At 64.7% G+C, this 26,390-nt stretch carries 24 protein-coding genes; 5 read left to right on the top strand and 19 right to left on the bottom strand.

Annotated elements, in window-relative coordinates:
- Positions 1 to 215: 215 nt before the first annotated feature.
- From glmM to ybgC, 10 genes are all read right to left on the bottom strand, one after another.
- Positions 216 to 1,565, bottom strand: coding sequence for a phosphoglucosamine mutase (glmM, locus tag C8N35_RS15615; protein WP_107990648.1), 1,350 nt, complete (start codon positions 1,563 to 1,565; stop codon positions 216 to 218).
- A 657-nt stretch (positions 1,566 to 2,222) separates the two neighbouring features.
- Complete coding sequence (ftsH, locus tag C8N35_RS15610; RefSeq protein WP_107990647.1) at positions 2,223 to 4,148, bottom strand: ATP-dependent zinc metalloprotease FtsH; 1,926 nt, start codon at positions 4,146 to 4,148, stop codon at positions 2,223 to 2,225.
- A 286-nt stretch (positions 4,149 to 4,434) separates the two neighbouring features.
- Complete coding sequence (tilS, locus tag C8N35_RS15605) at positions 4,435 to 5,724, bottom strand: tRNA lysidine(34) synthetase TilS (RefSeq protein WP_107990646.1); 1,290 nt, start codon at positions 5,722 to 5,724, stop codon at positions 4,435 to 4,437.
- A complete protein-coding gene (gene ybgF, locus C8N35_RS15600; RefSeq protein WP_107990645.1) occupies positions 5,705 to 6,805 on the bottom strand; it encodes a tol-pal system protein YbgF in 1,101 nt (366 codons plus the stop codon). Before ybgF ends, tilS begins: the two co-directional genes overlap by 20 nt.
- Positions 6,806 to 7,003: 198 nt before the next feature.
- Positions 7,004 to 7,492 carry a peptidoglycan-associated lipoprotein Pal gene (gene pal / locus C8N35_RS15595; protein ID WP_210203552.1) on the bottom strand — a complete coding sequence of 163 codons (489 nt, stop codon included), beginning with the start codon at positions 7,490 to 7,492 and terminating at the stop codon, positions 7,004 to 7,006.
- Between the two features lie 279 nt (positions 7,493 to 7,771).
- Positions 7,772 to 9,064: a Tol-Pal system beta propeller repeat protein TolB gene (tolB, locus tag C8N35_RS15590; RefSeq protein WP_245926815.1), complete on the bottom strand. Its 1,293-nt coding sequence runs from the start codon at positions 9,062 to 9,064 to the stop codon at positions 7,772 to 7,774.
- 111 nt (positions 9,065 to 9,175) lie between these two features.
- The gene (locus C8N35_RS15585) at positions 9,176 to 10,171 is read right to left on the bottom strand and encodes a cell envelope biogenesis protein TolA (protein WP_107990643.1); all 996 of its coding nucleotides are present in this window, start codon (positions 10,169 to 10,171) and stop codon (positions 9,176 to 9,178) included.
- 3 nt (positions 10,172 to 10,174) lie between these two features.
- On the bottom strand, positions 10,175 to 10,627 hold the full coding sequence (gene tolR, locus C8N35_RS15580; RefSeq protein ID WP_107990642.1) for a protein TolR: 453 nt from the start codon (positions 10,625 to 10,627) through the stop codon (positions 10,175 to 10,177).
- Positions 10,628 to 10,633: 6 nt separating this feature from the next.
- Complete coding sequence (gene tolQ / locus C8N35_RS15575; RefSeq protein WP_107990641.1) at positions 10,634 to 11,356, bottom strand: protein TolQ; 723 nt, start codon at positions 11,354 to 11,356, stop codon at positions 10,634 to 10,636.
- A 332-nt stretch (positions 11,357 to 11,688) separates the two neighbouring features.
- Positions 11,689 to 12,159: a tol-pal system-associated acyl-CoA thioesterase gene (ybgC, locus tag C8N35_RS15570; protein WP_107990640.1), complete on the bottom strand. Its 471-nt coding sequence runs from the start codon at positions 12,157 to 12,159 to the stop codon at positions 11,689 to 11,691.
- A 117-nt stretch (positions 12,160 to 12,276) separates the two neighbouring features.
- Here ybgC and C8N35_RS15565 point away from each other — a divergent pair, with 117 nt between their 5' ends.
- Positions 12,277 to 13,473, top strand: coding sequence for an L-lactate dehydrogenase (locus C8N35_RS15565; RefSeq protein ID WP_245926814.1), 1,197 nt, complete (start codon positions 12,277 to 12,279; stop codon positions 13,471 to 13,473).
- Between the two features lie 6 nt (positions 13,474 to 13,479).
- Here C8N35_RS15565 and C8N35_RS15560 read toward each other — a convergent pair whose 3' ends face one another.
- The 7 genes from C8N35_RS15560 to ruvC all read right to left on the bottom strand — a co-directional run bounded on the left by C8N35_RS15560 (position 13,480) and on the right by ruvC (position 20,570).
- Positions 13,480 to 15,585 (bottom strand): methyl-accepting chemotaxis protein, encoded by a 2,106-nt coding sequence (locus tag C8N35_RS15560; protein WP_107990639.1) that lies wholly within the window; start codon positions 15,583 to 15,585, stop codon positions 13,480 to 13,482.
- Between the two features lie 277 nt (positions 15,586 to 15,862).
- The gene (locus C8N35_RS15555) at positions 15,863 to 16,960 is read right to left on the bottom strand and encodes an alkene reductase (RefSeq protein ID WP_107990638.1); all 1,098 of its coding nucleotides are present in this window, start codon (positions 16,958 to 16,960) and stop codon (positions 15,863 to 15,865) included.
- 112 nt (positions 16,961 to 17,072) lie between these two features.
- Positions 17,073 to 17,684 (bottom strand): TetR/AcrR family transcriptional regulator, encoded by a 612-nt coding sequence (locus C8N35_RS15550; RefSeq protein ID WP_107990637.1) that lies wholly within the window; start codon positions 17,682 to 17,684, stop codon positions 17,073 to 17,075.
- A gap of 146 nt (positions 17,685 to 17,830) precedes the next feature.
- The gene (locus tag C8N35_RS15545) at positions 17,831 to 17,989 is read right to left on the bottom strand and encodes a DUF3096 domain-containing protein (RefSeq protein ID WP_107990636.1); all 159 of its coding nucleotides are present in this window, start codon (positions 17,987 to 17,989) and stop codon (positions 17,831 to 17,833) included.
- Positions 17,990 to 18,102: 113 nt separating this feature from the next.
- Positions 18,103 to 19,140 (bottom strand): Holliday junction branch migration DNA helicase RuvB, encoded by a 1,038-nt coding sequence (ruvB, locus tag C8N35_RS15540; protein ID WP_107990635.1) that lies wholly within the window; start codon positions 19,138 to 19,140, stop codon positions 18,103 to 18,105.
- Positions 19,141 to 19,417: 277 nt separating this feature from the next.
- Positions 19,418 to 20,035, bottom strand: a complete 618-nt coding sequence (ruvA, locus tag C8N35_RS15535; RefSeq protein ID WP_107990634.1) for a Holliday junction branch migration protein RuvA — start codon at positions 20,033 to 20,035, stop codon at positions 19,418 to 19,420.
- A 13-nt stretch (positions 20,036 to 20,048) separates the two neighbouring features.
- Positions 20,049 to 20,570 carry a crossover junction endodeoxyribonuclease RuvC gene (gene ruvC, locus C8N35_RS15530; RefSeq protein ID WP_107990633.1) on the bottom strand — a complete coding sequence of 174 codons (522 nt, stop codon included), beginning with the start codon at positions 20,568 to 20,570 and terminating at the stop codon, positions 20,049 to 20,051.
- A gap of 182 nt (positions 20,571 to 20,752) precedes the next feature.
- Here ruvC and C8N35_RS15525 point away from each other — a divergent pair, with 182 nt between their 5' ends.
- Positions 20,753 to 21,517, top strand: coding sequence for a sulfite exporter TauE/SafE family protein (locus C8N35_RS15525; protein WP_210203551.1), 765 nt, complete (start codon positions 20,753 to 20,755; stop codon positions 21,515 to 21,517).
- On the opposite strand, the gene C8N35_RS15520 is transcribed toward C8N35_RS15525, so the two are convergent.
- Positions 21,510 to 22,421 (bottom strand): DMT family transporter, encoded by a 912-nt coding sequence (locus C8N35_RS15520; RefSeq protein WP_170122121.1) that lies wholly within the window; start codon positions 22,419 to 22,421, stop codon positions 21,510 to 21,512. The genes C8N35_RS15525 and C8N35_RS15520 overlap by 8 nt on opposite strands.
- A gap of 189 nt (positions 22,422 to 22,610) precedes the next feature.
- Here C8N35_RS15520 and C8N35_RS15515 point away from each other — a divergent pair, with 189 nt between their 5' ends.
- The gene (locus C8N35_RS15515) at positions 22,611 to 23,090 is read left to right on the top strand and encodes an Lrp/AsnC family transcriptional regulator (RefSeq protein ID WP_428977116.1); all 480 of its coding nucleotides are present in this window, start codon (positions 22,611 to 22,613) and stop codon (positions 23,088 to 23,090) included.
- Between the two features lie 125 nt (positions 23,091 to 23,215).
- Entirely contained in the window at positions 23,216 to 23,719 is a 504-nt protein-coding gene (locus C8N35_RS15510) for a GNAT family N-acetyltransferase (RefSeq protein ID WP_107990822.1), read from the top strand.
- A 75-nt stretch (positions 23,720 to 23,794) separates the two neighbouring features.
- Here the strand turns inward: C8N35_RS15510 and C8N35_RS15505 are convergent, their stop codons facing one another.
- Complete coding sequence (locus C8N35_RS15505; RefSeq protein ID WP_107990630.1) at positions 23,795 to 24,544, bottom strand: YebC/PmpR family DNA-binding transcriptional regulator; 750 nt, start codon at positions 24,542 to 24,544, stop codon at positions 23,795 to 23,797.
- Positions 24,545 to 24,806: 262 nt separating this feature from the next.
- On the opposite strand from C8N35_RS15505, the gene C8N35_RS15500 reads away from it, so the two are divergent.
- On the top strand, positions 24,807 to 26,276 hold the full coding sequence (locus tag C8N35_RS15500) for an aldehyde dehydrogenase (protein WP_107990629.1): 1,470 nt from the start codon (positions 24,807 to 24,809) through the stop codon (positions 26,274 to 26,276).
- Positions 26,277 to 26,390 lie beyond the last annotated feature (114 nt).

The raw sequence follows: 26,390 nt of genomic DNA, 5'->3' as shown, positions 1-26,390 counted from the left end.
TTCCGGAGGGCCAATCCGGAATGACGAAGCGGCATGGGGCCGCAGGATGTCTGCCGCGCCACGCGTCCGTTAACCAATGCAACCACCAGGCCTGCCGCCGGGAAGCCGGTTCTTAACGAAGAAAAGGCAAGAGGAGGCCTTCTCCTTCCGCTACGGCCGCATGATCGGACCGGAATGACTCTGGAAACGCATGGCGCCCCGCCCGTCAGCCTCCGTCAGGCGGCGACCCTGGTCAGCGCAGCGCAGATGTCGTCGACCACCGCATTGACGAGATCGACGTCGTCACCCTCGGCCATGACCCGGATCAGCGGCTCGGTGCCTGAAGGCCGAATGACCAGCCGTCCACCAGCTCCCAGCCGCCCTTTGGCCGCCTCGATGGAGGTGACGACGCTTTCGCTGTCGAGCGGCGACGCGCCACCGGCAAAGCGAACATTCTTGAGAACCTGCGGCACCGGCTCGAACCGGCGGCAGACCTCCGAGACGGGCTTGTTCTGCTGGCGCACCACGGCCAGCACCTGAAGCGCCGCCACGAGGCCGTCGCCGGTGGTGGAAAAATCGGACAGGATGATGTGGCCGGACTGCTCGCCGCCGAGATTGAAGCCGTGCTGGCGCATGTGCTCCACCACGTGCCGGTCGCCGACCTTGGTGCGCGCGAGCGTCAGGCCGATGTCGGAAAGATGCCGTTCCAGCCCGAGGTTCGACATGACGGTGGCGACGATGCCGGGCTGGGCGAGCTGGCCGCTCTCCTTCCAGCTTTCCGCAACGACCGCCATCAGCTGGTCGCCGTCGACCGCTTCGCCCTTCTCGTCCACCAGGATCACCCGGTCCGCATCGCCATCGAGCGCGATGCCGATATCGGCCCTGAGCTCACGCACCTTCTCGCACAAGGCGCCGATGGAGGTGGAGCCGCAATCCTTGTTGATGTTGAGGCCGTCCGGCTCCACGCCGATGGAAAAGACCTCCGCGCCCAGCTCCCACAGCACTTCCGGCGCCGTGCGATAGGCCGCGCCGTTGGCGCAGTCAACGACGATGCGCAGGCCCTCCAGGCTCATGTTGCGCGGCAGGGTGCGCTTGGCGTACTCGACATAGCGATCACGCACGCCGTCCACGCGCTTGGCCCGGCCGAGATCGGCGGGAGCCGCGAGCCGGCCGGAAAGATCGCTCTCGATCAGCCGCTCGATCTCGCCTTCCACTTCGTCGGAAAGCTTGAAGCCGTCGGGGCCGAAGATCTTGATGCCGTTATCGACGAAGGCGTTGTGCGAGGCGGAGATCATCACGCCGATATCGGCGCGCAAGCTGCGCGTCAGCATGGCGACGGCGGGCGTCGGGATAGGCCCGAGCTGGAAGACGTCCATGCCGGCGGAGGTAAAACCGGCGACAAGAGCCGTCTCGATCATGTAGCCGGACAGCCGCGTGTCCTTGCCCAGCACCACCCGGTGCCGGTGTCCGCCATTGCGGAAGATGACGCCGACGGCCATGCCGACCTTCATGGCGACCTCGGGCGTGATGGGCCAGCGGTTTGCCTGTCCACGAATACCGTCCGTGCCGAAATAGCTGCGTGTCATGGATCTTCCAATTCCGTGCATGCGCCGGGTGCGCCATTTGCCCGCTCGTACAACTGTCGTGCGGGTATGGCCGTCGCTCGGAGCAAGAAAGTTGAGTGCCGGGTCCCGCGCCGTTCACGAGGCCGCGCCCGCAGACACCGTTATTCTGTCGTTTACATACAGAATTATGGTCACCGAAGCGTTCAAAAATTGTTTGCGTTTGTGACAAAGGCCGGCGGTGTCCGGGACTTTACGGATGGGGTTCCCGAGACCCTCTCACCGTCATTGCCGGCTCCAACCACTGCTGTCCTGTTCCGATCTGCGAGTGGGGTACAACAGACCGCGCAGAAACGAAAAAATGAACAGTGCTTCATCATGGACACGCAGTGCCGGGCCTGTCACCAGCCAGGGCCGGCCAATGACCGCTGCGCTTGCCGCGCAGACCTCCCGCTCATGCCCCCCCATCGTTCATCGCCCGGCGCAGTCCGGGTGATCCAGCGCACGTCACGCATGCCGCAGGCGGCAGTGGATTGCCCGGACGTCGCCGGGCAATGACGAGAGAGTGTGCGGTGGATATGAAGCCGGATCGCGGGAAGATCGTGTCGGGGGCTTGAAGCACCCAACGAAAAAGGGCCCGCCGAGGCGGGCCCTTTTCCAATTCGGTTTCGCAAGCACGACTCAACCCTGAGGCTGCGGCTCCAGGCCACCGGCCGGTTCGCCGCCGTCGCCCTTCTTGTGCGAGCCCGTCTTGGGCACGGCCGAGCCGCGAATGATCGGCTCGTCGTCGAGGTCGCGCACCGGAGGCTTGCCGTTCAGCAGGCCTTTGATCTCGTCGCCCGACAGCGTCTCGTATTCCAGCAGGCCCTTGGCGATGATGTGCAGCTCGTCCTCGTTTTCGGTGAGGATGCGCTTGGCCGTCTCGTAGCCGGTATTGACGAAGCCCTTGATCTCCGCGTCGACAAGCCGCTGGGTCTCGTCGGCGACGTTCTGCGTGCGGGCGACAGAATGGCCGAGGAAGACCTCGTCCTCGTTCTCGCCGTACATCAGCGGGCCGAGCTTGTCGGACATGCCGTACTGCGTCGCCATCGCCTTTGCGAGCTTGGTCGCCATCTGGATATCGCCGGAGGCGCCGGACGTGACCTTCTCGTAGCCGAAGATCATCTCTTCCGCCACGCGCCCGCCCATGGCGACCGCAAGGTCCGCATGGCACTTGGCACGCGTCAGAGACACCTGATCCTTCTCCGGCAGGCGCATCACCATGCCCAGCGCACGACCGCGCGGGATAATGGTCGCCTTGTGGATCGGATCGGACGCCGGCATGTGCAGCGCGATCAGCGCATGGCCGGCCTCATGATAGGCGGTGAGCTTCTTTTCTTCTTCCGTCAGCGCCAGGGTACGGCGCTCCGCGCCCATCATCACCTTGTCCTTGGCATCCTCGAACTCCGCCATCGTGACAAGGCGCTTGCCGCGACGTGCGGCCAGAAGGGCGGCCTCATTGACGAGGTTCATCAGGTCCGCGCCGGAAAAGCCCGGCGTGCCGCGCGCCAGCGTCTTGACGTTGACATCGGGCGCCAGCGGGACTTTCCGCATATGCACCTTGAGGATCTTCTCGCGGCCGGTGAAGTCCGGGTTCGGCACGACGATCTGACGGTCGAAACGGCCCGGGCGCAGCAGCGCGGGGTCGAGAACGTCCGGCCGGTTGGTCGCGGCGATCAGGATGATGCCCTCGTTCGCCTCGAAGCCGTCCATCTCCACGAGCAGCTGGTTCAGCGTCTGCTCGCGTTCATCGTTGCCGCCGCCAAGGCCGGCACCACGATGGCGGCCGACGGCGTCGATTTCGTCGATGAAGATGATGCACGGCGCGTTCTTCTTCGCCTGCTCGAACATGTCGCGCACGCGGCTCGCGCCCACGCCGACGAACATTTCCACGAAGTCGGAACCGGAAATCGTGAAGAACGGCACATTGGCTTCGCCCGCAATCGCGCGCGCCAGAAGCGTCTTACCCGTACCCGGAGGGCCGACGAGCAGCACGCCTCGCGGAATGCGACCGCCGAGGCGCTGGAACTTCTGCGGGTCGCGCAGGAACTCGACGATTTCTTCCAGATCTTCCTTGGCTTCGTCCACGCCGGCGACATCCTCGAAGGTGACGCGGCCGTGGGCCTCCGTCAGCATCTTCGCCTTCGACTTGCCGAAGCCCATCGCCTTGCCGCCCGAGCCCTGCATCTGGCGCATCACGAAGATCCAGATACCGAGGATGAGCAGCATCGGCAGCGCGCCGATCAGCGTGTTGATCAGGGAGAAGCTCTCCGCACGCGGCTTGGCGACGACGGTCACGCCCTTGGAGCGAAGAAGATCGACATACTGCTCGTTGTCGGGCGCATAGGTCTGGAATGTTCCGCCACCCTTGGTGTAGTGGCCCGTAATCTGTTGCTGCTGGATCGTGACGTCACGAATGTCGCCCTGTTCCGCCTGATTGAGGAACTGGGAGAAGGCGATCTCGCTCGTCGGCGTTCGCGTATTCGAACTCTGGAACAGCTGGAATAGGGCGATCAGCAAGAGGGCGATGATCACCCAGAGCGCGAAATTCCGAAAATTTGAGTTCATGACGGTCCCTTGGCCGCCGGTCGTGACATCGGCCCGGATGGAACGCCATCCCTGGGCACATACCCCCGACCGGGGTTCGACTGGACGTCGCCGGGCTCGGCGCCGTCTGTGGCTTTCTTGCCGAAAGATAGGCCTCGCCCCCCCGCGGAACAAGACACGCGCCCATTATCAACCGATTGATGTCGACATTTTGTTAAATCGCCGACGTGATGGCACAATTAATTCCCGCCTTTCGGCTCCCCCCTTGGCATAAAGTACGAGGCCGCCATTCGAGGCATGGGCCATCTCACCGCAAAATGCCAATACGGCGGGCGACCACGCTTCCTCGCCATTGCGCAGCCGGCGTGAGATCGAACCCCGGAAGCGCAAGGACATCGCCGCCCCTTCGTGCCGCAGGCGCGCCCGCGAAGGCCGCGCGCGGCCAGCCTTGCGGCGGAGCAAGCCCCGCGCGCCGAAGCCCGCCCGCCCCCAGCGCTGTAATCCGCACGGGTCCGGCCGCATCCGCACTCAATGTGACGGCAAAACGCCGATCCCAGATGCCGGTTTCGCCGGGCCGGATTTCCAGTTCGTCCAATCCCGCGCGGCCGATTTCGCGATGAACCAGAATCTCCCCGTCCCGCCGCTCCATCACGCAGCCGGCCAGCGTCCGCCGGCCCTCGTTTGAACCGAGATCGGCCAGAGCCGCCTCCAGCCGGGCAAGCCGCGGAACATGCGACGCGCCGCCTGTATCGCGCAGCAGCCGGGCGACAAGCCGCAATGCCACCTCATCCGGCAGACATTCCAGCAGCGAAGCCGCGAAACGACACGGGCCGGCCGGGTGTCGCATGACGTCGCCCGCGATGATGCCATCGACCCATCCGTCAAGTGCGGCGGCCGCGCGTGCCATGGAGCGCGCAGTCGCAACCAGCCGATCACGGCCAAGACCTTCGCGCTCCAGCACCGGCAGCAACCGGCGCATGCGCACGCGGCGGTAGTGGCTATCCTCGTTGGAGGGATCGTCCACCCATGCGATCCCCGCCGCCACGAGCATCGTCCGTAACCGCGCGCGCGAGACATCGAGGAGAGGACGGGCCAGAACGATGCCTTCGCGCCGCGTTTCCGGTGCCATCGCGGCAAGACCGTAGACGCCGCTGCCGCGCGCCAGCCGGTCAAGAAAGGTCTCGGCCTGATCATCGCATGTATGGGCAAGGACGAGCGCATCGGCGCCAAGCACGGCCATTTCGCCGATCATCAGCGAATAGCGGGCCGCGCGCGCCGCCTCCTGGATGCCACTTGCGGGCCTCGGCCCCTGCCAGCGCAACGTCTTGTGGGGAATTCGAAGGGTCTCGCAATGCCGCGCGACCATCGCCGCCTCATCGGCCGCTTCCGCGCGCAGGCCGTGATCGACGGTGAAAACGACCGCGCGCGGCGCCTGCGGGCAAGCCTTTCGCCAACGGTCGTAGAGATGAAGCAAAGCCATGGAATCGCCACCGCCGGAAACGGCGAGCGCGATCAGGCGATGACGCGCCAGAGGCGCAAACAGCCGGGCCGCCTCGCTTTCGCAAAGCGGCGTTCCGTCATCCACGACAGCCGGCACTCTTCTGCTCCTTGCGCGCCTGATCGAGAACCGCTCCAGAGGCCCCGGGATACTTTGTCAGAAGCTCCGAATAGGTCGCGCACGCCGCATCCTTCTGGCCCAGCCCATCAAGCGACAGGCCGAGTTTCAGCAGGCTGTCGGGCGCCTTGTCGTTGGCCGGGTAGTCGGTATAGGTCTTGAGAAAGGCGTCTGCCGCCTCGCGGTACTTGCCTTTGCCGAAATAGCTCTCGCCCAGCCAGTACTGCGCGTTGGCGGCAAGCGGATCGTCCGGATTGGCGGCCAGAAACTGCTTGAAGAGCTGGGCGGCCTGGTCGTACTGGCCGTTCAGCACCATCGAATAGGCCTGATCGTATTCCTGACGGGCGGACCCGTCGGGCGAGGCTGACGCGAGCTGGCCGATCGCGTCGGTGCCACCGGTCGCACCGGAAACGCCGTTGCCGCCGAGCGGCGGATTGTCCGGCTCCTCATAAGCGCCGCCGCCGTAGGAATCGCCGCCATAGGACCCGGAATTGCCGCGCGCCAGCGCGGAGAGATCGAGCGGCTGACCGGAGGGGCCAAGCGCCGCCCCCTGATCGCCGGAGCCCTGTTCGGGCACCGAGTAGGAACCCAGGTCGTGCACCGTTGCCTCACGCTTGGCGGCGTAGGGATCGTTGGGATCCGCGGTGCCGGGTGCTGGCGCACGCCCATACGAATTGCCGCCTGCGGAATTGCGCGCGGTATCGGCGGGTGTGCCGGCGGCCGGCGCCTGCGAGCGCTTGCCCGTGCCCGGCTTGCCGCCTTCCAGCTCCTGGAACCGGAATTCGTTGTCCTCCTGCGCGCGGCGCAGTTGGTCCTGGGTCTGGCGGAGCTGATGGTTCAGCTCCTCGATCTGTCCGGTGAGATTGCGGACCTGTTCCTCAAGCTGTCCGAGCCGCACGGCAAGCTGGCCGTCCTCGCGGTTGTTGGACGAGCCGAAGAAACCGCCCTGGGCGGCGGCCGGGCCGGCCGCGACCAAAGGCGCGGCGAGCGCAAGCGCCAGCCCGAACGTCAGAGCCAGAGCAATGCGACCGGACGTACGTTCGCGGATACGAAATGTCTTCATGATCCATCCGTTGTCACGGGCCTGAAGGCCCCGGAAGAAGGGGTACGCGTTTCCTAACATAGGTCGCGCGGAGTTCGGCCAAATTTTGACCTGCCGTAAGGGTGTGGCCCGCAATAAGCGAAAAGACCGCCGACCCCCTTTCGAGGATCGCCGGTCTCTTCTGTCCAAAGCTCGAGGCGCGGGTTTCGCGACCGGCCGTCAGCTTCCCGCGTTGTTGACCACAGTCACCGCGCGGCGGTTCTGGGTCCAGCAAGACGCGTCGTTGCACACGGCAACCGGGCGTTCCTTGCCATAGGAAATGGTCCGCAGCCGGTTGGCACCAACGCCACGGCTGATCAGGTAATCGCGTGCGGCCGTCGCGCGCCTGGCGCCCAGCGCGATGTTGTATTCACGCGTGCCGCGTTCGTCGGCGTGTCCTTCGACCGTCACAGTGTATCGCGGATACTGCTGCAACCACTGTGCCTGCTTGTCCAGGGTGCCGCGAGCCTCTGCGGTGAGGTCGGAGCTATCGACCGTAAAGAACACCCTGTCGCCCACATTGACGACGAAATCCTGGGCCGTACCCGGCGCCACCGTACTGTTGGCGATGTTGTCCGGCCGCGTCTGGGCGCAGGCTGCAACGAACAGCGCGACCGCCGCCACCGCAGCGACCCGCAATCCGCGCATGAATGTCCCGTTCATCTTCATAGTCCCGCTACTCCTTGGTCCCCACCGAGCCCCGATAGGGTAAACTAAACCTAGCCCGAGTTGGTTAAGCCGTGGTTTGCGGAGATGGTTAATAATCCCCTAATCTGCCCGATTGCCATGCCTTTGGTCGCGCACAAGAGGTGTGCGAACCTAGTCTCCCCGCCCTTCGCGATCAAGGGCACGGCCGGGGCCGACGCCGAGACGCCGGACGGGTGGTAACCCGCCACCCGCCATTTGGTTCCCCGCTCGCGATCGCGCGGACGAAAAAAAACATTTCCGCTACTCCAGCAGCGGAGACCAGGCCGGATCGGACGCAAATCCTTGCGTTTCCACGCGGCGTTCGTTGTAGCCGGTCAGATCCACCGTCCACAGCTGCGGCCCGCCATTGGCGCCCGGCGTGTCGCGGAAGAACATGATGACGCGGCCGTTCGGCGCCCAGGTCGGACCTTCGTTGTGGAAGCCCTCGGTCAGGATGCGCTCCTGGCTGCCGTCCGGCTTCATCACGCCGATCATGAAGCGGCCTTCGTGCTGCTTGGTGAACGCGATGAGATCACCGCGCGGCGACCAGACGGGCGTCGAATAGGAGCCAGGACCGAAGCTGATACGGTGCGGGTTCGACCCGTCGCCGTTCATCACGTAGATCTGTTGCGAGCCGCCGCGATCGGACTCGAACACGATCTGCCGCGCGTCCGGCGAGTAGCACGGCGAGGTATCGATCGCCGCGGACGATGTGAGCCGAGTCGTACGCCTCGAGCGCAGATCCATCGAGAAGATGTTGGCGTTGCCCGACTCCTGCAGGCTCATGATCACCTGCTGTCCGTCGGGCGAGAACCTCGGCGCAAACGTCATGCCGGGGAAGTTGCCGACCACCTCGCGCTGACCTGTCTCGATGTTGAGCAGATAGACCTGCGGATTGCCGGAAGCATAGGACATGTAGGTGACTTCCTGGCTCGACGGCGAGAAGCGCGGGGTCAGCACCAGGTCGTCACCGCGGGTCAGGAAACGCACATTGGCGCCATCCTGATCCATGATCGCCAGCCGCTTGACGCGCTTGTCCTTCGGTCCGCTTTCGGAGACGAAGACCACGCGCGTGTCGAAATACCCCTTCTCGCCGGTCAGCCGCTGGTAGATCGCATCGGCGATGATATGGGCAAGCCGGCGCCAGTTCTCCGGCGTGGTGAAGTACTGCTGGCCGAGCATCTGCTCGCCGGCGAAGACGTCCCACAGCCGGAATTCCGCGCGAAGTCGCCCGTCGGACTGGCGGAAGACGGAGCCGGTGGCCAGAACCTGGGCAGTGATCACCCGCCAGTCGCCAAAGCGGGGCTGGGTGTTCACGTCCATATCCTTCTGGATGAAACTCTGCGGATCGAGCGGCCGGAAAAGTCCCGAGCGCTTCAGGTCCGCGGTAATGACGGAGACGATATCGGCCGAGAGCTTGGCGTCGTCGCCGCCGAAATTCGGCAGCGCGATCGGTAGCGGCTCGATGTTGCCGCCGGCGACATTGATCTCCACCAGCGCGCTCGAGGGCTGGATGCTGACGGCGACGAAGCCGAGCACTGCGGCGGCCATCATGGCCCATCGTTTGAACAAGACGTGCATCGCTATCCCTTCAGACTGACTTCGCGCACACCGCACCGTGCGCCTGTCATCATGTCTTCGATCTCACAGCCATCACATGAGCCGTCATTGCGGCTTCAGATTGGCCAACACCGTATTCCATCCGCCGTTCCCGTCGTAGCGATCGCGCGGCAGGAAACTGAACCCTTCCGAACGGTCGACCGCAATGATCGCCCTGACCGCGGCTTCCGCGATCTGGCGGAAGCGCGGATAGGGGTTGGAGTTCATGATCCGCGGTGTGCCCGCCAGATGGCCGTCGCGGGTCAGCTCGAACTGCACCACCACCACCAGATCGGGCGGGAAGGCGTCTGGAACGTAGTTCCAGCGCTCCTTGATCTTGGAAACCAGAAGATCGAGCTGGCTGGCCGAAAGTCCCTGCTGCTGGGTCGCCCGCGTTGCGCCGAGCCCCGCCGGCTCTTCCGATACCGTCCGCTCGCCGCCTTCCGGCTTCACCTTGTTGAGCAGGTTGGAGATCTCGTTCGGATCGAACTTCTTCTCCTCCTCTTGCTCCCGGGCGTTCTGCGTCTTCGCCGGATCCAGCGCCGCCGTCTGCGTGCGTCTGGGCGGCGTCGGCTTGGACTGCGGCACCACGTTAACCGGCTTTGGCGGCTCGGGTGCCTTTTCCGCTTCCTTGGGCGCCTCTTCCTGCGCCGGCGCCGGCTCGGCCTCCGTCTGCGGCTCGGGGGCGGGTTCCGGCTCCTTGGCGGGCTCGGGCGCGGGGTCCGGCTCGGCCGGCGGTTCCGGCGGCGGTGCCTCGGCCACCTTCTTCGGCTCGCTCTTCGCTGGCGCCGCTTTGGCGCTTTCGGTCGGCTTCTTGCCGGGATCCGAAGCTTTCTTCGGTGCCTCGACCGGCTTGTCGGCCGGCTTGGGCGCCGATGGATTGTCCTTGGAGGCGGTCTTGTCGCCGACGCGGGTCTTGGTCACCTCCTCGATCGGCACAAGATCTACCGGCAGCGCATCCACGGGCTCGACCGAAAAGGGTTGCGCGCTCGGAAAGGCGATAAGCCCCCAAAACAGAACGACCGCGTGGCCGATAAGGGAAACGACGAGCCCTGTACGCATGCTCTACTGGCTCTGTTCCTCGGTTGTGACCAGCCCGATACGGCGGAAGCCGGAGGCGCTGATCCGTGCCATGATGCGCATCACCGTGCCGTAATCGGCATCGCGATCGCCGCGCACGTAGATACGCTCGTCATAGCCGTTCTTGGCGATAGCGGTCAGCTTCGGCACGATCTCGTCCGCGTCCACTTCCGTATCCTGCAGGAACACCTTGCCGTCCTTGGAAACCGAAATCGTGATCGGTTCGACGTCGTCCTGCAGAGCCTTGGCACGCGTTTCCGGCAGATCTATGGGCACGCCGACGGTGAGCAGCGGCGCGGCCACCATGAAGATGATGAGCAGCACCAGCATGACGTCGACCATCGGCGTCACGTTGATCTCGCTCATCGGCTGATGGCGCTGGCGGCCTCGCCCGCGACGGCGACCGCCGCTCGCACCCGCTCCTGTATGGACACCCATGTCGGTTTATCCTTGCGTGCGTTCGTCGATCTGGCGCGAAAGGATGGCCGAGAACTCGTCGGCGAACCCTTCCATGCGCGACGACAGCCGTGTCGCCTCGGCCGAATACTTGTTGTAGGCGATCACCGCCGGGATGGCCGCCACGAGGCCGAGCGCGGTGGCGAACAGCGCCTCCGCGATGCCGGGCGCCACCACCGTCAGGTTGGTGTTCTTCGAGGCCGCGATCGCCTGGAACGACGTCATGATACCCCACACCGTGCCGAACAGACCGACGAAGGGCGCCGCGGAGCCGACGGTCGCCAGCACCAGAAGCCGGTTTTCAAGCCGCTCCATCTCGCGTGAGATGGTGACGTCCATGACCCGGTCGATGCGCTGTTGCAGGCTGGCGATGGCCGGCTTCTTGCCCTCGTGCGACCGTTTCCACTCCCGCATGGCGGCGACGAAGAGCGCGGCCATGGAGGTGTTCGCCCGGCTGACCAGCGTCTGGTAAAGATCCTCCAGCGACTGACCGGACCAGAACACGCTCTCAAACCGGTTCATCTGGCGCCGGGTCCGCGTGAAGAGCAGCTGCTTGTCGACAATGATCGCCCAGCACCACACGGAGGCGGCGATAAGGCCGAGCATCACGATCTTCACGACGATGTGTGCGCCGAGAAACAGCGCGAAAAACGATATGTCGCCCGCCGGCGCGGCAAGCTCTGTTGTCTGCGCGAACGCTTCCGAAATCATTCAGATGGACCTCAATGTGTGCGCGCGGCCGCAGGAGCCGCTGCGCGCCACCTCCCTTTCGCGAGCCGCGATACCCCTCGCATGGCGGCTGCCTCTGTGGCGGCGGAATTTGGCGAAACCGGGGCTTTTCGCCATTCAGACTTCGCGCTAGCAAGACATTGTCAAGGTTACCGTCGTCTTAACGACAGGCAAGATGACACGGATTTGATGGGCTTTCGGGTGTCGCTGGAGGCGGTTAGGACCGTTTGGCGACCGCTCGGGGCGGTTGAACGGGCGGTGCGAAGGCAGGACGTTTTTTCTGCCCGCCCCTTCAAACTCGCGTTTTTTCCCGTTCAGTCTTTGCCTTCGGGAACAAGGCCCAGCCGCGAGGCCAGTTCCGCCGGCATCCGCCGCGGACGTCCCTGCGGGTTGATCACCGCGGCCGTCACGCTCGCCGTGATCAGCACCTGCCCCGCGCGAACGATCTCCTGTTCCATGATGAGACGCGCGCCGTGGACCTGCGAACAGCGGGTGCGAACTTCCAGAACGTCGTCGATGCGGGCGGGCTTGAGGAAATTGATGTCCATGTGCCGCACGACGAAGGCGAGCCGCTCTCCGGAGCGGCCCTCATCCAGCTCGCTGTGATGGACGCCGCAATGCCTCAGCAGATCGGAGCGTCCGCGCTCCATGAAGCGCAGATAGGAGGCGTGATAGACGATGCCTGAAAAATCGGTGTCTTCGTAATAAACGCGCACCGCCAGGATATGCGCGTCGGCTTCCATGCGGCCGGAAAGGTCGGGCCAAGACTGCTTTGTATCGGACATGAGGGGTGGATTACACCCTTTTGACGCCCGCCGACAGATGCGAACGCATCGCAACTGCCGCGACTTTACAGCCCGAACCGCGTCCCGCGCACAAACGCTTCGGCTCGAACAACACCCGTGGCTCTCGACGCTCAGGTTTCTTTCGTCGAGTATGGCGAAAGCGAATATGTGATCGCGAAGGGCTCCGGCGTTGCCGGGAAACAGCTGATCGATACGGGAGACTGCCGCACGACCCGGCCATCCGGCACGCCGCACCGTTTCACCGGGCATCGCGAGCTCTGCATTTTTTGCGAAGCAGGCCATCGCTCGCCCGGCTTGCCCTCCACTGCTTCGCACGCTGTCCTGATAAGCGCACCACTCCAGATCAAGATGGGATTTATCGTGAAAGTCGGAATCATCGGAGCAGGCATGGTCGGAAGCGCGGCGGCCTACGCCATCGCACTCATGGGACATGCAAGCTCGATCGTGCTGGTCGATCTCAACCAGGCGCTCGCCAATGCCCAGGCTGAGGACATTTCCCACGCCGTCCCCTTTGCCTCGGCGACACGGGTGAGTGCGGGAAGCTATGATGACCTGAAGGGCGCACGCATCATCATCCTGGCGGCGGGTGCGAGCCAGAAACCCGGCGAGACGCGCCTTCAGCTCCTCTCGCGCAACGCCAGCATCATCGGCGGAATCGTGAGCGAGATCCAGCGTGTGGCCCCCGACGCCATCCTGATCGCGGCCGCCAATCCGGTCGATATCGTTACCCAGATCGTGACCCGTGTAAGCGGACTTCCCTCAACCCGCGTCATCGGTTCCGGCACGATCCTGGACACGGCCCGCTTTCGCACCCTGCTCGGCCGCTACCTCGGGGTCTCGCCGTTCTCCGTACATGCCTACGTGCTGGGCGAGCACGGCGACAGCGAGGTCCTCGCCTGGTCGAGCGCACGCGCCGGCGCCCTCACGATCGACAAGGTCGCAGCCCAGGTGAATGTTCCGCTGAACGACGAGGTGCGCGCGCGCATCGACGACGGCGTGCGCAACGCCGCCTACACCATCATCAACGGCAAGGGCGCGACCTATTTCGGCATCGGCGCCGGGCTCGCCCGGCTGGTGGAGGCGATCGGGCGCAACCAGCACGCGGTCTTCTCCGTGTCGATGGTCACCGAGAACGTGGAAGGTGTACGCGACGTGGCGCTCTCCATTCCGCGCGCCCTGGGCAGCGACGGCGTGGTCACCGATCTGGTGCCCGAACTCGCGCCAGAAGAACACGAAGCGCTTCGCAAGAGTGCGGAGATCCTGAAGGCGCAGGTCGACACGCTGGAGCTGTGATCGGCCTCAGGCGGCCGCGACTTCGTCGAGGAACCGGTCGATGGAAGCGCGCAGGCGATCGGCCTGAGCCTTCATCTCCCGAGTGGACGATTGCATTTCGCCCATCGCGCGGGCGCTTTCGCCAATCCGCACGGAAAGCGCCGATACAGATTCGTTGACGATGCGCGTTCCCGACGCCGCCTCCGTGACATTGTGCGAGATCTCGCCGGTCGCGGCGCCCTGCTGGCGCACCGCGTCGGCGATCGCTTCCGTATAGCCGTTGACCTCGTCGATCGATTGGGTAACGGCGCCTATCTCGGTCACCGCAGAATTGGTCGACGCCTGGATCTCGGCGATCTGGGTGGAGATCTCCTCCGTCGCCTTCGCGGTTTGCGAGGCAAGCTCCTTCACTTCCGCCGCAACCACGGCAAAGCCGCGCCCCGCCTCTCCCGCCCGCGCCGCCTCGATGGTGGCGTTGAGCGCCAGCAGGTTGGTCTGTTCGGCAATTTCCGAAATAAGCGACACCACGTCGCCAATTCGTTCGGCCGAACGGGCAAGCCCCATCACCTTCTCGTTGGATGTGGCCGTTGAGCGCGTCGTCTGCCGCACGACATCGGCCGTGGTGGCGACCTGCCGCTCGATTTCGCTGATGGAAGCGTTGAGCTCCTCCGTCGCCGCCGCGACCGCCTCCACATTGCCCGAGGCGCGCTCGGATTCCTGGGCCGCCTCGCCCCCTTGCCGCGCCGCGTCTGACGAAGATTGAGTGAGGTCGGCCGCCGTTTCCGCGACGCTGTCGAGCACCCCTTCGACACTCGCCAGCATGCCGGTAACATCCGCCCGGAAGCCGGAAATCAGGCCCTCGATCGCTTCGGCCCGCTTCCGCGTGGCCACCGCGGCGGCTGCGCTTTCCGCCGTCAGGCGCTCGCGCTCCAGCGAATTTTTCTTGAAGACATCGACGGCGCGCGCCATTTCGCCGATCTCGTCGCCCCGCCCGACCCCCGAGATCTCGGTGTCGAGTTCGCCTTCCGCGATGCGGCGCGAAATGGCCGACAGACGGGCGAGCGGCGCGAACATGCGCCGTGTCAGCCACCAGATGATGCACGCGAAGGGCACGAGACAGACGATCCCCGCAACAAGCAGACCATAGGTGATGCGGTTCGCCGCGGCGTTGAGCTCGCTTTGCTTGACCGCCTCCAGAACCGTGAACCGGCGGTCCAGAAACGTGCCCAGCGCCGTGCGGTAGCGCCAGGGAGAACCGTCGATTTCAACGACGCTGTCGGACTTTCGGATCTCGTCGAACCGCACGGCGGTATTGCCGTTCCCGCCCAGGTGCACCACGTCGCCCGCCGGCGTCACGAGCATGGCGCGTTCGCTCTCGCCGATACCGGTGGCGTCATTCAGGATGGCGGCAATCCGGTCCATGTCGATGGAAAAGGCAACGGCGCCGAAAAACGTGTCGAGATAAAAAACCGGCATCGCAATGACGGCGGAGACCTCACCATCGGCGACATCGAAACCGGAAAAGAAAATGTCCTCAGGCTTCAGCGTATTGGCCTTGGCCGCTGTCATGATGGAGGCGAGGACGGACTGCACCGCCGTTCCCGCGATGGCCGGATCGTCGTAGGCGCGGGCGAAGTCGGCACCCTTGCGGTAGGTGAAGACGATGTTTCCGTCCGGATCGCTCAACGCCATGTCGCTGAACAGGTGCTGCTCGACGATTTCCTTCGCACTCGCCTGAATGACGGCATGGGAGGTCGTGTAGTAATTCTTCTGCGGCGCCTCGATGAGAAGCTGACGCTCGCCGGCCGGGTTCGGATTGTCTTCGACATAGATGCGGCGAAGCTGCGCGCTCTGGTCCTTCTTGAGGTTCTTCCAGCCCGCACGCATCTTCATGATGCTGTCCTTGGCCGTCGGCAGCGACGTGAAGAAGCGCATGCTGTCGCGGACCTGTTCCAGGGTCATTTCAAGCGCCTTGCGCTTGCCAACGGTGGCGCTCATCAACGCCTTGTCCGCCTCTTCGTTCGCCACGCTTCCGCCCAGCAAGGCGGCAGTCCCCACCAATGCGGCACACAGGACAAAGGCCCCGGCCAGAAATATGGCGGAGACTTTCGTCGATAGATTCTTACGAAGCATTTGCGACCCTTCCGTCAACCAGAAGGAAAATAGCCGCTGCTGCGAAAACAAAAGATTAATCGCGAGATACGGAGCAGATCGAACACAAAAAAGGACATGTCATATTTAACATATACACATTCAGAGAGCCGTTCCGCACTCCATTTTCCGGATGTCATTTACGGCAATGCGCCGAGTCGCGTTCACGAACATCAGGGCACCCATGAGGCCACGCGACAGGATGGCAATGGATGCCGCCTCCGGCGCTCACGCCTGGAAGCGACATCCATGCCCCTGATCAGGCGACCTGTTCTTCGAGCACCGGGTAGTCCGTGTAGCCGGACTCGCCGCCGCCGTAGAAGGTCGTCTTGTCCGGTTCGTTGAGCGGCGCATCCTTTTCCAGCCGCGCGACCAGATCGGGATTGGCGATGAAGAGCCGGCCGAAGGCGACCATGTTCGCCCGGCCCGTCTCCACCGCATCGATCGCCATTTCGCGGGTGTAGCCGTTGTTGGCGATGTAGGTGCCGTCGAAGCGCTTGCGCAGCGCCTCGATGCTGGCGCCTTCCGGCAGCTCGCGCGGGCCGCCGGTCTGGCCTTCGACCATGTGCAGGTAGGCAAGCCCGAATGCGTTCAGCCGATCGATCACATGTTCGAACAGCGCCTGCGGGTTGCTGTCGGAGATGCCGTTGGCGGCGGCGAACGGGCTGAGGCGGATGCCGACGCGGCCGGCACCAAGAACGTCCACAACGGCTTGCGTCACCTCCGCCACGAGGCGGGCCCGGTTCTCGATCGACCCGCCATAGGCGTCGTCGCGCTTGTTGGAGCCATCGCGCATGAACTGGTCAAGAAGATAGCCGTTGGCGGCATGGATTTCCACGCCGTCGAAACCGGCGGCATCCGCGTTCGCCGCCGCCTTGCGGTAGTCCTCGATGATGCGCGGGATTTCAGAAAGCTCAAGCGCGCGCGGGGTCGAGGTCGGCAGGAATTCCTTGCCGTCGAAGGTGCGCGTTTCGGCAGCGATCGCGGAGGGAGCCACCGGCGGCTGGCCGTCGAGCTGCAGCGTGTTGTGGGAAACGCGGCCGACATGCCAGATCTGGGCGAAGATCTTGCCGCCCCTGGCGTGCACCGCATCCGTCACCTTCTTCCAGCCGGCAACCTGCGCATCCGAATAGATGCCCGGCGTCCAGGCGTAACCCTTGCCTTCCGGCGAGATCTGCGTGCCTTCGGAGATGATGAGGCCCGCGCTGGCGCGCTGGGCGTAGTATTCGGCGTGCAGCTCGAACGGCGTGTCATCTTGCGGACGCGCCCGATTGCGCGTCAGCGGGGCCATTACAACACGGTTGGCCACGTCGATGTCGCCCACCTTTGTCGGTGTGAAAAGCTTCGGGGTCGTCATGAGATGCTCCTGAAAGCGTGAAGAGAAAAGATTAGGGGTTCAGTTCTGTTTTCTGGACCAATCAGTCCAATAATAGCCATTCCTATGCTCAATAGAGCTGGATTTGGCCATCTTATCGCTCCGTGATCAAGCGTTCGCCCTGCGCGATCGCGTGACGGACATCATCATCCGCCACCCCGGACTTGCGCAGAATCATGGCACCAAAGGCCAGCGCCATCAGTGCGCGGGCCTTGTCATGGGCCGTTTGCGGGTTTTGTGCGTCGAGACATCGGGCAAGGAGGGTTTCAATCCGCGCGAAGTGCTGGCGGCCGAGATCGGCAACCTCGCCATCGTGCGGGCCGCGTTCGGAGATCATGTTGGCGAAGAGACAGCCGCGCGAGCCGCATTCGGGCCGCGCCAGCGCATTGACCAGCGCCATGGCGCCGTCTGCGTCGGCTTGCGCGACCAGAGCCGCCCAGCCTGCGTTCACCTCGTCGGAATAGCATTGCAGTGCGGCCAAAAGCACACCCTGCTTGGAGCCGAAGGCGGCATAGAAGCTGGACTTGGAAAGCCCCATCGCCGCCGTCAGCGCATCGACAGACGTCGCCTCGTAGCCCCGTTCCCAGAAAAGCCTGAGCGCGGCATCCAGCACCGCCTGCGTGTCGTATTCACGCGGACGGCCCGGTCCGTGCGGGCGCTGAACGGGCGAGCGACGGGTGCTCGTATCGGGGGCGGTCGTGTCCATGGCACATCAATATGGACCGCTCGTTCCGAAATACAAGGAGGTGGGACAAACACATCCTCCGCCATCATACGCGAAATGTGCGCGGCATCCCCCGGGCGATGCCGGAGGACGACGGCGAAGAGGGCTTACACGCCGGCGAGAGGACGCTACCCCCCAAGCACGTTGGCGATGACGCCGAGGCCGATCAGGCCGGTGACGATCAGATAGATCGCGACGATATAGGCGAGCAGACGCGGCATGAGCAGGATGAGAATGCCTGCGATCAGCGCGATGACGGGTCCGATATGGGCGGTGGTGATGAGCATTGGGGTCTCCCGGGTGTTTGTAGTGCACGGCAAACGTACAAGACGGTATCGGGTTCCCGATACGTATGCGTGACAATTGTCAGCGAGACTTGCCCCGACCCTGTGATCCGGGCCTATTCCCCTTCCGAAAAAAGCCCCATCTGCGCGGCGCCCGCGCCTTGCGGTACGGCGAGGCCCAGATGGGCGAAGCTCTTGGGCATCAAGAGGCGCCCGCGCGGGGTGCGCTGGATGAAACCCTGCTGGATCAGGTAGGGTTCGACGATGTCCTCGATGGCGTCGCGCGGCTCGGAAAGTCCCGCGGCGATGGTCTCGATGCCCACCGGCCCGCCGCCGAAATGCTCCGCGATCATCGAGAGATAGCGCCTGTCGAGCCCATCGAGCCCGGCCTTGTCGACCTCCAGCTGCGACAGCGCCTTGTCGGCGATCGCGGCATCGACCGCATCCATGCCGGCAACGACCGCGAAATCGCGCACGCGCCGCAGCAGCCGGCCTGCTATGCGCGGCGTCCCCCGGGAGCGCCGGGCGATCTCGTTGGCGCCGTCATCCGTCATGCCGATGCCGAAGACGCGGGCGCCTCGGCGCACGATGTGCTCCAGCTCTTCCACCGTGTAGAAATTCAGCCGGACCGGTATGCCGAAACGATCGCGCAACGGCGTTGTCAGCAGGCCGAGACGGGTGGTGGCGGCCACCAGCGTGAATTTCGACAGATCGATCTTGACCGAGCGCGCCGCCGGTCCCTCGCCGATGATCAGGTCGAGCTGGAAGTCCTCCATAGCGGGATAGAGGATTTCCTCCACCGCCGGCGACAGACGATGGATCTCGTCGATGAACAGGACATCGCGCTCTTCCAGATTGGTGAGCAGCGCCGCCAGATCGCCAGCCTTGGCGATAACGGGACCCGACGTCGCGCGGAAATTGACCCCGAGTTCGCGCGCCATGATCTGGGCGAGCGTGGTCTTGCCGAGCCCCGGAGGGCCAACAAAGAGCACATGATCGAGCGCCTCGGAACGCGCCTTCGCCGCCTCGATGAAAACGGACAGGTTGGAGCGCGCCTGCTGCTGTCCGACGAACTCGTCGAGCGCCAGCGGCCGGATGGTGGTGTCCGCCTCGTCGCCGCGCTCGGCAGGGGAGACAATCCGGTCATCGCTCATGGGCGGGCCTCGACGGGGTGGGACAGTGAGCGGCGCACGGGCACCGTTTCGAAGGATGCGCCGCACGCAAACGTCAGCCGATCGTCGGCGCATTTGCGAGAGGCACCCCTCTCCCCCCTTGTGGGGGAGATGTCACGCATCGCGTGACAGAGGGGGGTGGGCGGCAGACCGCGCACCGTATGGTTTACCGCCCTCTGTCGGCTTTGCCGACATCTCCCCCACAAGGGGGGAGAGAGGGGCTCGACGGCGCGTTCACGGACCGCAACAAACGCTGACCTCACTGCGAAAGCTCCTTCAGCCCCAGCCGGATGAGCTTGCCCGTATCGGCATCCTCACCGGCCGAGCGCTGCGCGGCCGCGACTGCCGCAGCGGCCTGCGGCTGGCCGTAGCCGAGATTGACCAGCGCGGACACGGCATCGGCGACGGGGCGCGGGGCGGACTTCGCCTCGATCGCGTCGTTCGCCTGGATCGTACCGATATCCGCATCGGAAAAGGCCGGCGCCTTGGATTTCAGCTCCGCGACGATGCGCTCAGCCACCCGCTTGCCGACGCCGGGCGCGCGAGAAATCGTCGCCTTGTCGCCAAGCGCAATGGCATTGGCGATCTCCGTCGGCTTCATGATGCCGAGGACGCCGAGCGCCACCTTGGCGCCCACGCCCTGCACCGTCATCAGCATGCGGAACCATTCGCGCTCGAGATCGGAGGCGAAGCCGAAGAGCCGGATCTGGTCCTCGCGCACATAGGTCTCAATGGAAAGCGTCGCCGCCTCGCCGGCCGACGGCAGCCCCTGCAGCACGCGCGAGGGGCATTGCACGTGGTAACCGACGCCGTGGACATCGAGGATCACGTAGTCCTCGCCGTATGAATCGATCACACCCTTGAGCTTGCCGATCACCCCTGCCGTCTCCTCATTGCCCGATCCGCGCCGCCACCCGGGCAGCGGCTGCCGCCGCCCCGCGGTGATGGGCATGACACACCGCGATCGCCAGCGCGTCGGCCGCGTCGTCGGAATTGAATGTCGCCTTCGGCATCAACACCTTCACCATCATGCGGATCTGTTTCTTGTCGCCGTGACCGGCGCCAACCACCGTCTTCTTGATGAGATTGGGCAGATATTCACCAATCGGCAGCCGCTTGAGGCCCGGCACCAGAAGCGCGATGCCGCGCGCCTGGCCGAGCTTCAGCGTCGCGCCCGCATCCTTGTTGACAAAGGTCTGCTCCACCGCCGCCTCGTCCGGAACGTAATCCTCGATCACCCGCGTCAGCCCGTCATGCAGCTCCACCAGCCGTTCGGCCAGCGCCAGCGCCTGGGTCGAATGGACGGTGCCGGAGGCCACGAACTTCAGGTTCGTGCCGGTCACGTCGATCACCCCCCAGCCGGTGTTCCTGAGACCGGGGTCGATACCAAGGATGCGAATCGTCGGGTTCATAGAACAAACAGGTAACGCCGAATGGCGGCGGGCACCAGACGGCACGGCGAAAGAGGTGCGGAGAAGGCGAGTGTTTCCCGGAAAACGTACCGTTTGCGCCAGGACGGGGACACCGCTTAGGCTGGGCCATCCCGCCTGCACACGATTCGCCGAATGGTTCCCCCTCGCCCACACGGTCACCCATGCTCGACGATCTCATGCCGTCCTTCTCGGAGCCATCCGTGCTTCTCGTCTGCCTTGCGGCCGCAGTCGGCGGGGCGGTGCGCGGCTTTGCGGGCTTTGGCGGGGCGATGGTCTTCATGCCGGTCGCAAGCGCCGTGATCGATCCGCGCATCGCGGCCGCCGCCTTTCTGGTAATGGACGACATCGTCGCCCTGCCGATGGCCTTCAAGGCGGTGAGGATCTGCGACTGGCGCACCATCCTGCCCGCCGTCGTCGCGGCCATGCTGACAGTGCCACTCGGCGCCTACGTGCTCGCCCACTCCGACCCGCAGCTGCTGCGCTGGGGCATTTCGCTGCTGGTGCTGTGTCTGCTCGTCCTGCTCATCTCAGGCTGGCGCTACAAGGGGCGGCCGACGATGCCGATTTCCTTCGGCGTCGGCATGACCTCGGGCTTCCTCTCCGGCGCCTCGCAGATCGCCGGACCGCCGGTGATCGCCTTCTGGATGTCCGGCCCCTCGCAGGCCCAGGTCATCCGCGCCAATCTCATCGTCTATTTCGCCATAGCGAGCCTCGGCGCCTTCGCCGCCTTCTGGTGGAACGGCTTCTTCACGATGGACGTGGCACGGCTGCTGGTGGTGATCATGCCGGCGAACGCCGTGGCGCTTTTCCTCGGCACCCGCGCTTTCGCCTTCGCCTCGGAAAAGACATTCCGCCGGGTGGCCTACGCGCTCATCGCGATCGCGGCCATCGGCTCGCTGCCGGCACTGGACGGCGTGCTCAGGTAGCGCGGCCACCGATCGCCCAGGCGACCTTCCGGCCAATCCATCCGAACCCGACGACGCCGCTCGCCAGCAGCACCCCCATCACCGCCAGTGCGACGCCGACCGACGTGGCGAGGTCAGGCATTTCCCCCAGCGCCGGGATTGCCATCAGCGCCGCAAGCGCGGGTGCCAGCGCGCCGAAGGCCGCTGTGTTGGACGAACCGAGCCGGCGCACAGCGATGCCGTAGGTTACGAGCGCGACGAGGCCCGACAGCACGCCCTGCGCCACCATCTGCCAGCCGAGCGCACCGGGATCGATGGCCGTCAGCGGCGCGAAACCGTCGAAGACCACGAGCGGGACGAAGAGGAGTGCCGACCAAACGCTGATGAGCCCGGTCGCATGGACCGGCGTGAGACCGCTACGGCGGAAGGCGAGCGTGTAGCCGGCCCAAAGCATCGCGCCGAGCGGCAGCAGCAGGAGCGCGCCGCCGGCCACCGAAAGATCGATGGCGAGCCCGATCAGTGCGACCGCGACAAGGCTCAGGCCAAAGCCGGCAAGCCTGACCGCACCGAAGGTTTCCTTGAGGATCAGCCGCGACAGGATGGCGGTCGCCAGCGGCAGCACGCCCATCAGCAGCACGCCCGCGGAAGCTGCCGGCGCCTTCTGCAGCGCGTTGGAGACGACGGCGAAGAACGGGGCGCCGCAGCCGGCCACCATGACGATCAGGAGCCGGCGGTCGACGCCCTTCGGCAACAGGCCGCCGCGCAGCCAGAACGGCGCCAGCACGAGCGCCGGCACGCCGTAGCGGATCAGCCCGAGCCAGCCCAGCGGAAGGTGGACCGCGGCGGCGTAGCGGGTGGAGACGATCCACTGCGCCCAGATCGTCACGGTGACGAGCGCGCAGGCGACCCCCTTTGCGATGGTCATGTTGCGATCCGGGGCATGCTGCGAAGCAGGAATGAACATGGCTTCTCTCTCATCACTTCCTTGCGGAATCTGATGCGATCATGGCGCCGGAGGCCTGGGCATGTCCTTGCCATTTCGAGACGTCAGTGCGATCATTCAGCAATATTCTGCCATCAGATACAGATACAGAGCCAGATCATGCCAAATCATATGATAGACGCAGCAGACATGCGCATCCTGTCCGAGTTACAGGAAGACGGTCGGCTCACCAACGTGGAGCTGTCGGAGCGCATCGCGTTGTCGCCCTCGCCGTGCCTCAGGCGGGTCAAGCGGCTGGAGGCGGACGGCATCGTGCGCGGCTATCGCGCCGTCCTCGATCGCAAGAAGATCGGGCTCGACCTGACCGTCTTCGTCGAGATCCGCGTCTCCAAGCATACCCACGACAACGCGGCCGGGTTGCAGAGGTCGCTCGAGGCCATGCCGGAGGTGGTCGCTTGCCACATGGTATCGGGTGCGGCCGACTTCCTTGCCGAGGTCGTCGTCCCGACGCTGGCCGACTACGAGCGATTGCTCACCGAACGGCTGCTGACGCTGGACATGGTAGAGGACATCCGCTCGAACTTCGCCCTCAGGACCATCAAGACCGACGGAGCCCTGTCGCTGGAGCATATTTCGACCCGGTCGATTTGATCCGGTCGACAAGGATATGCTCAAAAGGTTTCTTCTGGAGCGATTTCGCTTGGTCGGAAAGCTCTCTGGGCCATCTGGACAAGCGTGCAGCCGCGCGCGCCAAGCAAAGCAACGGAGCCATCCCCTTGTTCTTCATCCGCACCGCCGGCAAGCAGGATCTCGAAAAGATCTCGGCGCTCCTCGCCGAGACCTGGCACGACACCTATGACCGGATCTACGGACCGGACAAGGTCGCCGACATCACCGCCGCCTGGCATTCGGTGGAGGCGCTGAAGACGCAGTTGGCGCGGCCGGGCTCGGAATTCATCGTCGCCGACGACGGCGAGCGCATTGGCGGGGTGGCCTTCGCCGCCATGGCGGACGCGAAGGCGAAGACGGTCATGCTGCACCAGCTCTACGTCCGGCCCGGCTGCCAGGGCCAGGGAACCGGCGCGATGCTTCTCGCCGAAATCGTCGAGGCCTTTCCCGATGCAAGCACCCTGAGGATCGAGGTGGAGCCCGCCAACGAAAAGGCCGTCAGCTTCTACGAGGCGAAGGGGTTTGAAAAGGTCGGCGAGACGAGCGACTGCGGCGTCACCGGCAACAAGAGCGGCATTCCCGCCGCCATCTACGAACGCCCCCTGCCTTGACGAAGCGCCGCGGAAACGAGAAGGCGCGCCACGGATGCGGCGCGCCTTCTCAAACCGTTTGAGTGTGGACGAAAATCAGGCGGCCGTCAGCTTCGCCATGACCTCGTCGGAAACCTCGAAGTTCGTGTAGACGTTCTGCACGTCGTCATCGTCGTCGAACATGGCGATCAGCTTCATCAGCGTGCCTGCCTTTTCCTCGTCGACTTCCGTGTTGGTCTGCGGCTTCCAGATCGCCTTGATGGATTCGGCTTCGCCAAGGTCGCCTTCCAGAGACTTGGACACGTCGCCCAGATCCTCGAAGGCGCAATAGATCGTGTGGCCGTCCTCGTCGGACTGCACATCCTCGGCGCCCGCCTCGATGGCCTTTTCCAGCACCGTGTCGGCATCGCCGACCGCCGGCTTGAAGGTGATCTCGCCGACCCGGTCGAACATGAAGGCGACCGAGCCCGTCTCGCCCATGGCGCCACCGCATTTGGTGAAGTAGGAGCGCACGTTGGACGCCGAGCGGTTGCGGTTGTCGGTCAGCAACTCGACGATCACCGCGACGCCGCCGGGGCCATAGCCCTCGTAGCGGATCTCTTCGTAGTTATCGCCATCACCCGACTGCGACTTGTTGATCGCCCGCTGGATGTTGTCCTTGGGCATCGACTGGGCGCGGGCGTTCTGGACCGCAAGGCGGAGACGCGGGTTGCCGTCGATATCCGGTCCGCCGACCTTCGCGGCGACCGTGATTTCCTTCGACAGCTTGGAAAAGAGTTTCGAGCGCACCGCGTCCTGACGGCCCTTGCGGTGCATGATGTTCTTGAACTGTGAATGTCCGGCCATGAGGTACCTGGCATCTCGTTTCGGGATTTCGCATCCGGAGCGGGCGCACGGGGCCTTGCGCAAAAGGCCCGCCGGCGCACACGACGCTCCGCGGAAATGGCTTCAAGGGGCGCTTATAATTCGCAACGCCGCGGAAATCCAGCGGGGGTGCGGCATCAACGCCGATCTTGCGGGATTGAGTGGACGCCGCTGCCGCCCCACTTTCTGACCATGAGGCAGGGTTTGAGCATTTCACACGATTGCATGAGCAAGGACAAGCGGCATGACAGACACACTGGAACAGGACGAAACGGCCGCATCCGCGGCCGCCGCACCTGAAGAACCTGACAAGCCCGCCCGCACGCACGACGACGAACGGACTGACATCGCCTCCATCGCCGAGTACCAGCGCGCCGCATTCCGAACCGGCTTCACCCGCGACATCGCGTTCCGCCGGCAAAGCCTCAAGGCGCTGCGCAGGTCCGTCGCGAAAGCCGAAAAGGACATTCTCGCCGCGATGCAGGCCGATCTCGGGCGACCCAGAACCGAGGCCTACGCCAGCGAGATCGCGATGCTGCTGCGCGAAATCGACACGACGCTCGCAAGGCTGCGCCGCTGGTCGAAGCCCCGCCGCGTGCGCTCGCCACTCGTCACGCTGCGCGCCTCAAGCCGCGTCCAGGCCGAGCCTTACGGCACCACGCTGATCATCGCGCCGTGGAACTATCCCTTCCAGCTCGCCCTCGGACCGCTGATCCCGGCGATCGCGGCGGGCAATTGCGCCGTGGTGAAGCCATCGGAATCCGCACCCGAGAGCTCCACCATTATCGCCCGGATCATCCGCGAAACCTTCAAGCCGCATCACGTCGCCGTCTTCGAAGGCGAGGCGGACGTCTCGCAGACGCTGCTGGACCAGCGTTTCGACTTGATCTTCTACACAGGCGGCACGGTTGTCGGGCGCACCGTCATGCAGGCAGCGTCCCGCCATCTCACCCCCGTCATCCTGGAACTGGGTGGCAAGAACCCCTGCATCGTGACCGCCGACGCCAATCTCGACATCGCGGCGCGCCGCATCGCCTGGGGCAAGTTTCTCAATGCCGGACAGACCTGCGTCGCGCCCGATTTCATCCTCGCGGAAGCCTCCATCAAGGACGCCTTGCAGGAAAAGCTGATCGAGACGATCGCGAAGTTCTACGGCTATGTGCCGAAGGACAGCCCCGATTACAGCCGCATCGTCAACGAGCGCCATTTCAACCGGCTGACGCGCCTGATGGAAGGTGCACAGATCGTGGCGGGCGGAGAGACCGACCGGGACGCACGCTACATCGCACCGACCCTGATCAGCGGCCTCGACTGGTCGCACCCGCTGATGGCGGGCGAGATCTTCGGCCCCCTCCTTCCGATCATGGCCTATGAGGACCTTGATACAGAACTGATCATCCTGAAGAACCGGCCGAAGCCGCTGGCGCTTTACATCTTTTCGAACGACCGCGCGACACAGGAGCGCATCCTGTGCCATCTCCCGTCGGGCGGCGCGGCCATCAACGACACGCTATCGCAGGTCATCAACACCCGCCTGCCCTTCGGCGGTATCGGCGACAGCGGCATGGGCGCCTATCATGGCAAGGTGGGTTTCGACGCGTTCTCTCATCAGCGCGCCATCGTGCGTCGTGCGCTGAAGCCGGAAGGCAGCCTGCTCTATCCGCCTTACAAGACGCCACTGTGGGTTCTGAGGCGGATGGTGCGGTTCTTCTGAGAACGGACTGTTCTTCTGAGAACGGACTCAGGCCGCCCGCCTGCGGCTTTCCACTGCCTGCGCTCTGCCCCGTCTCTCTACCATCATCCCCCGGACAAAGCCGCGGGATGATGG

The organism is Breoghania corrubedonensis (assembly GCF_003053845.1).
GTDB lineage: Bacteria > Pseudomonadota > Alphaproteobacteria > Rhizobiales > Stappiaceae > Breoghania > Breoghania corrubedonensis.
This window is presented reverse-complemented; position numbering and strand designations above follow the sequence as displayed.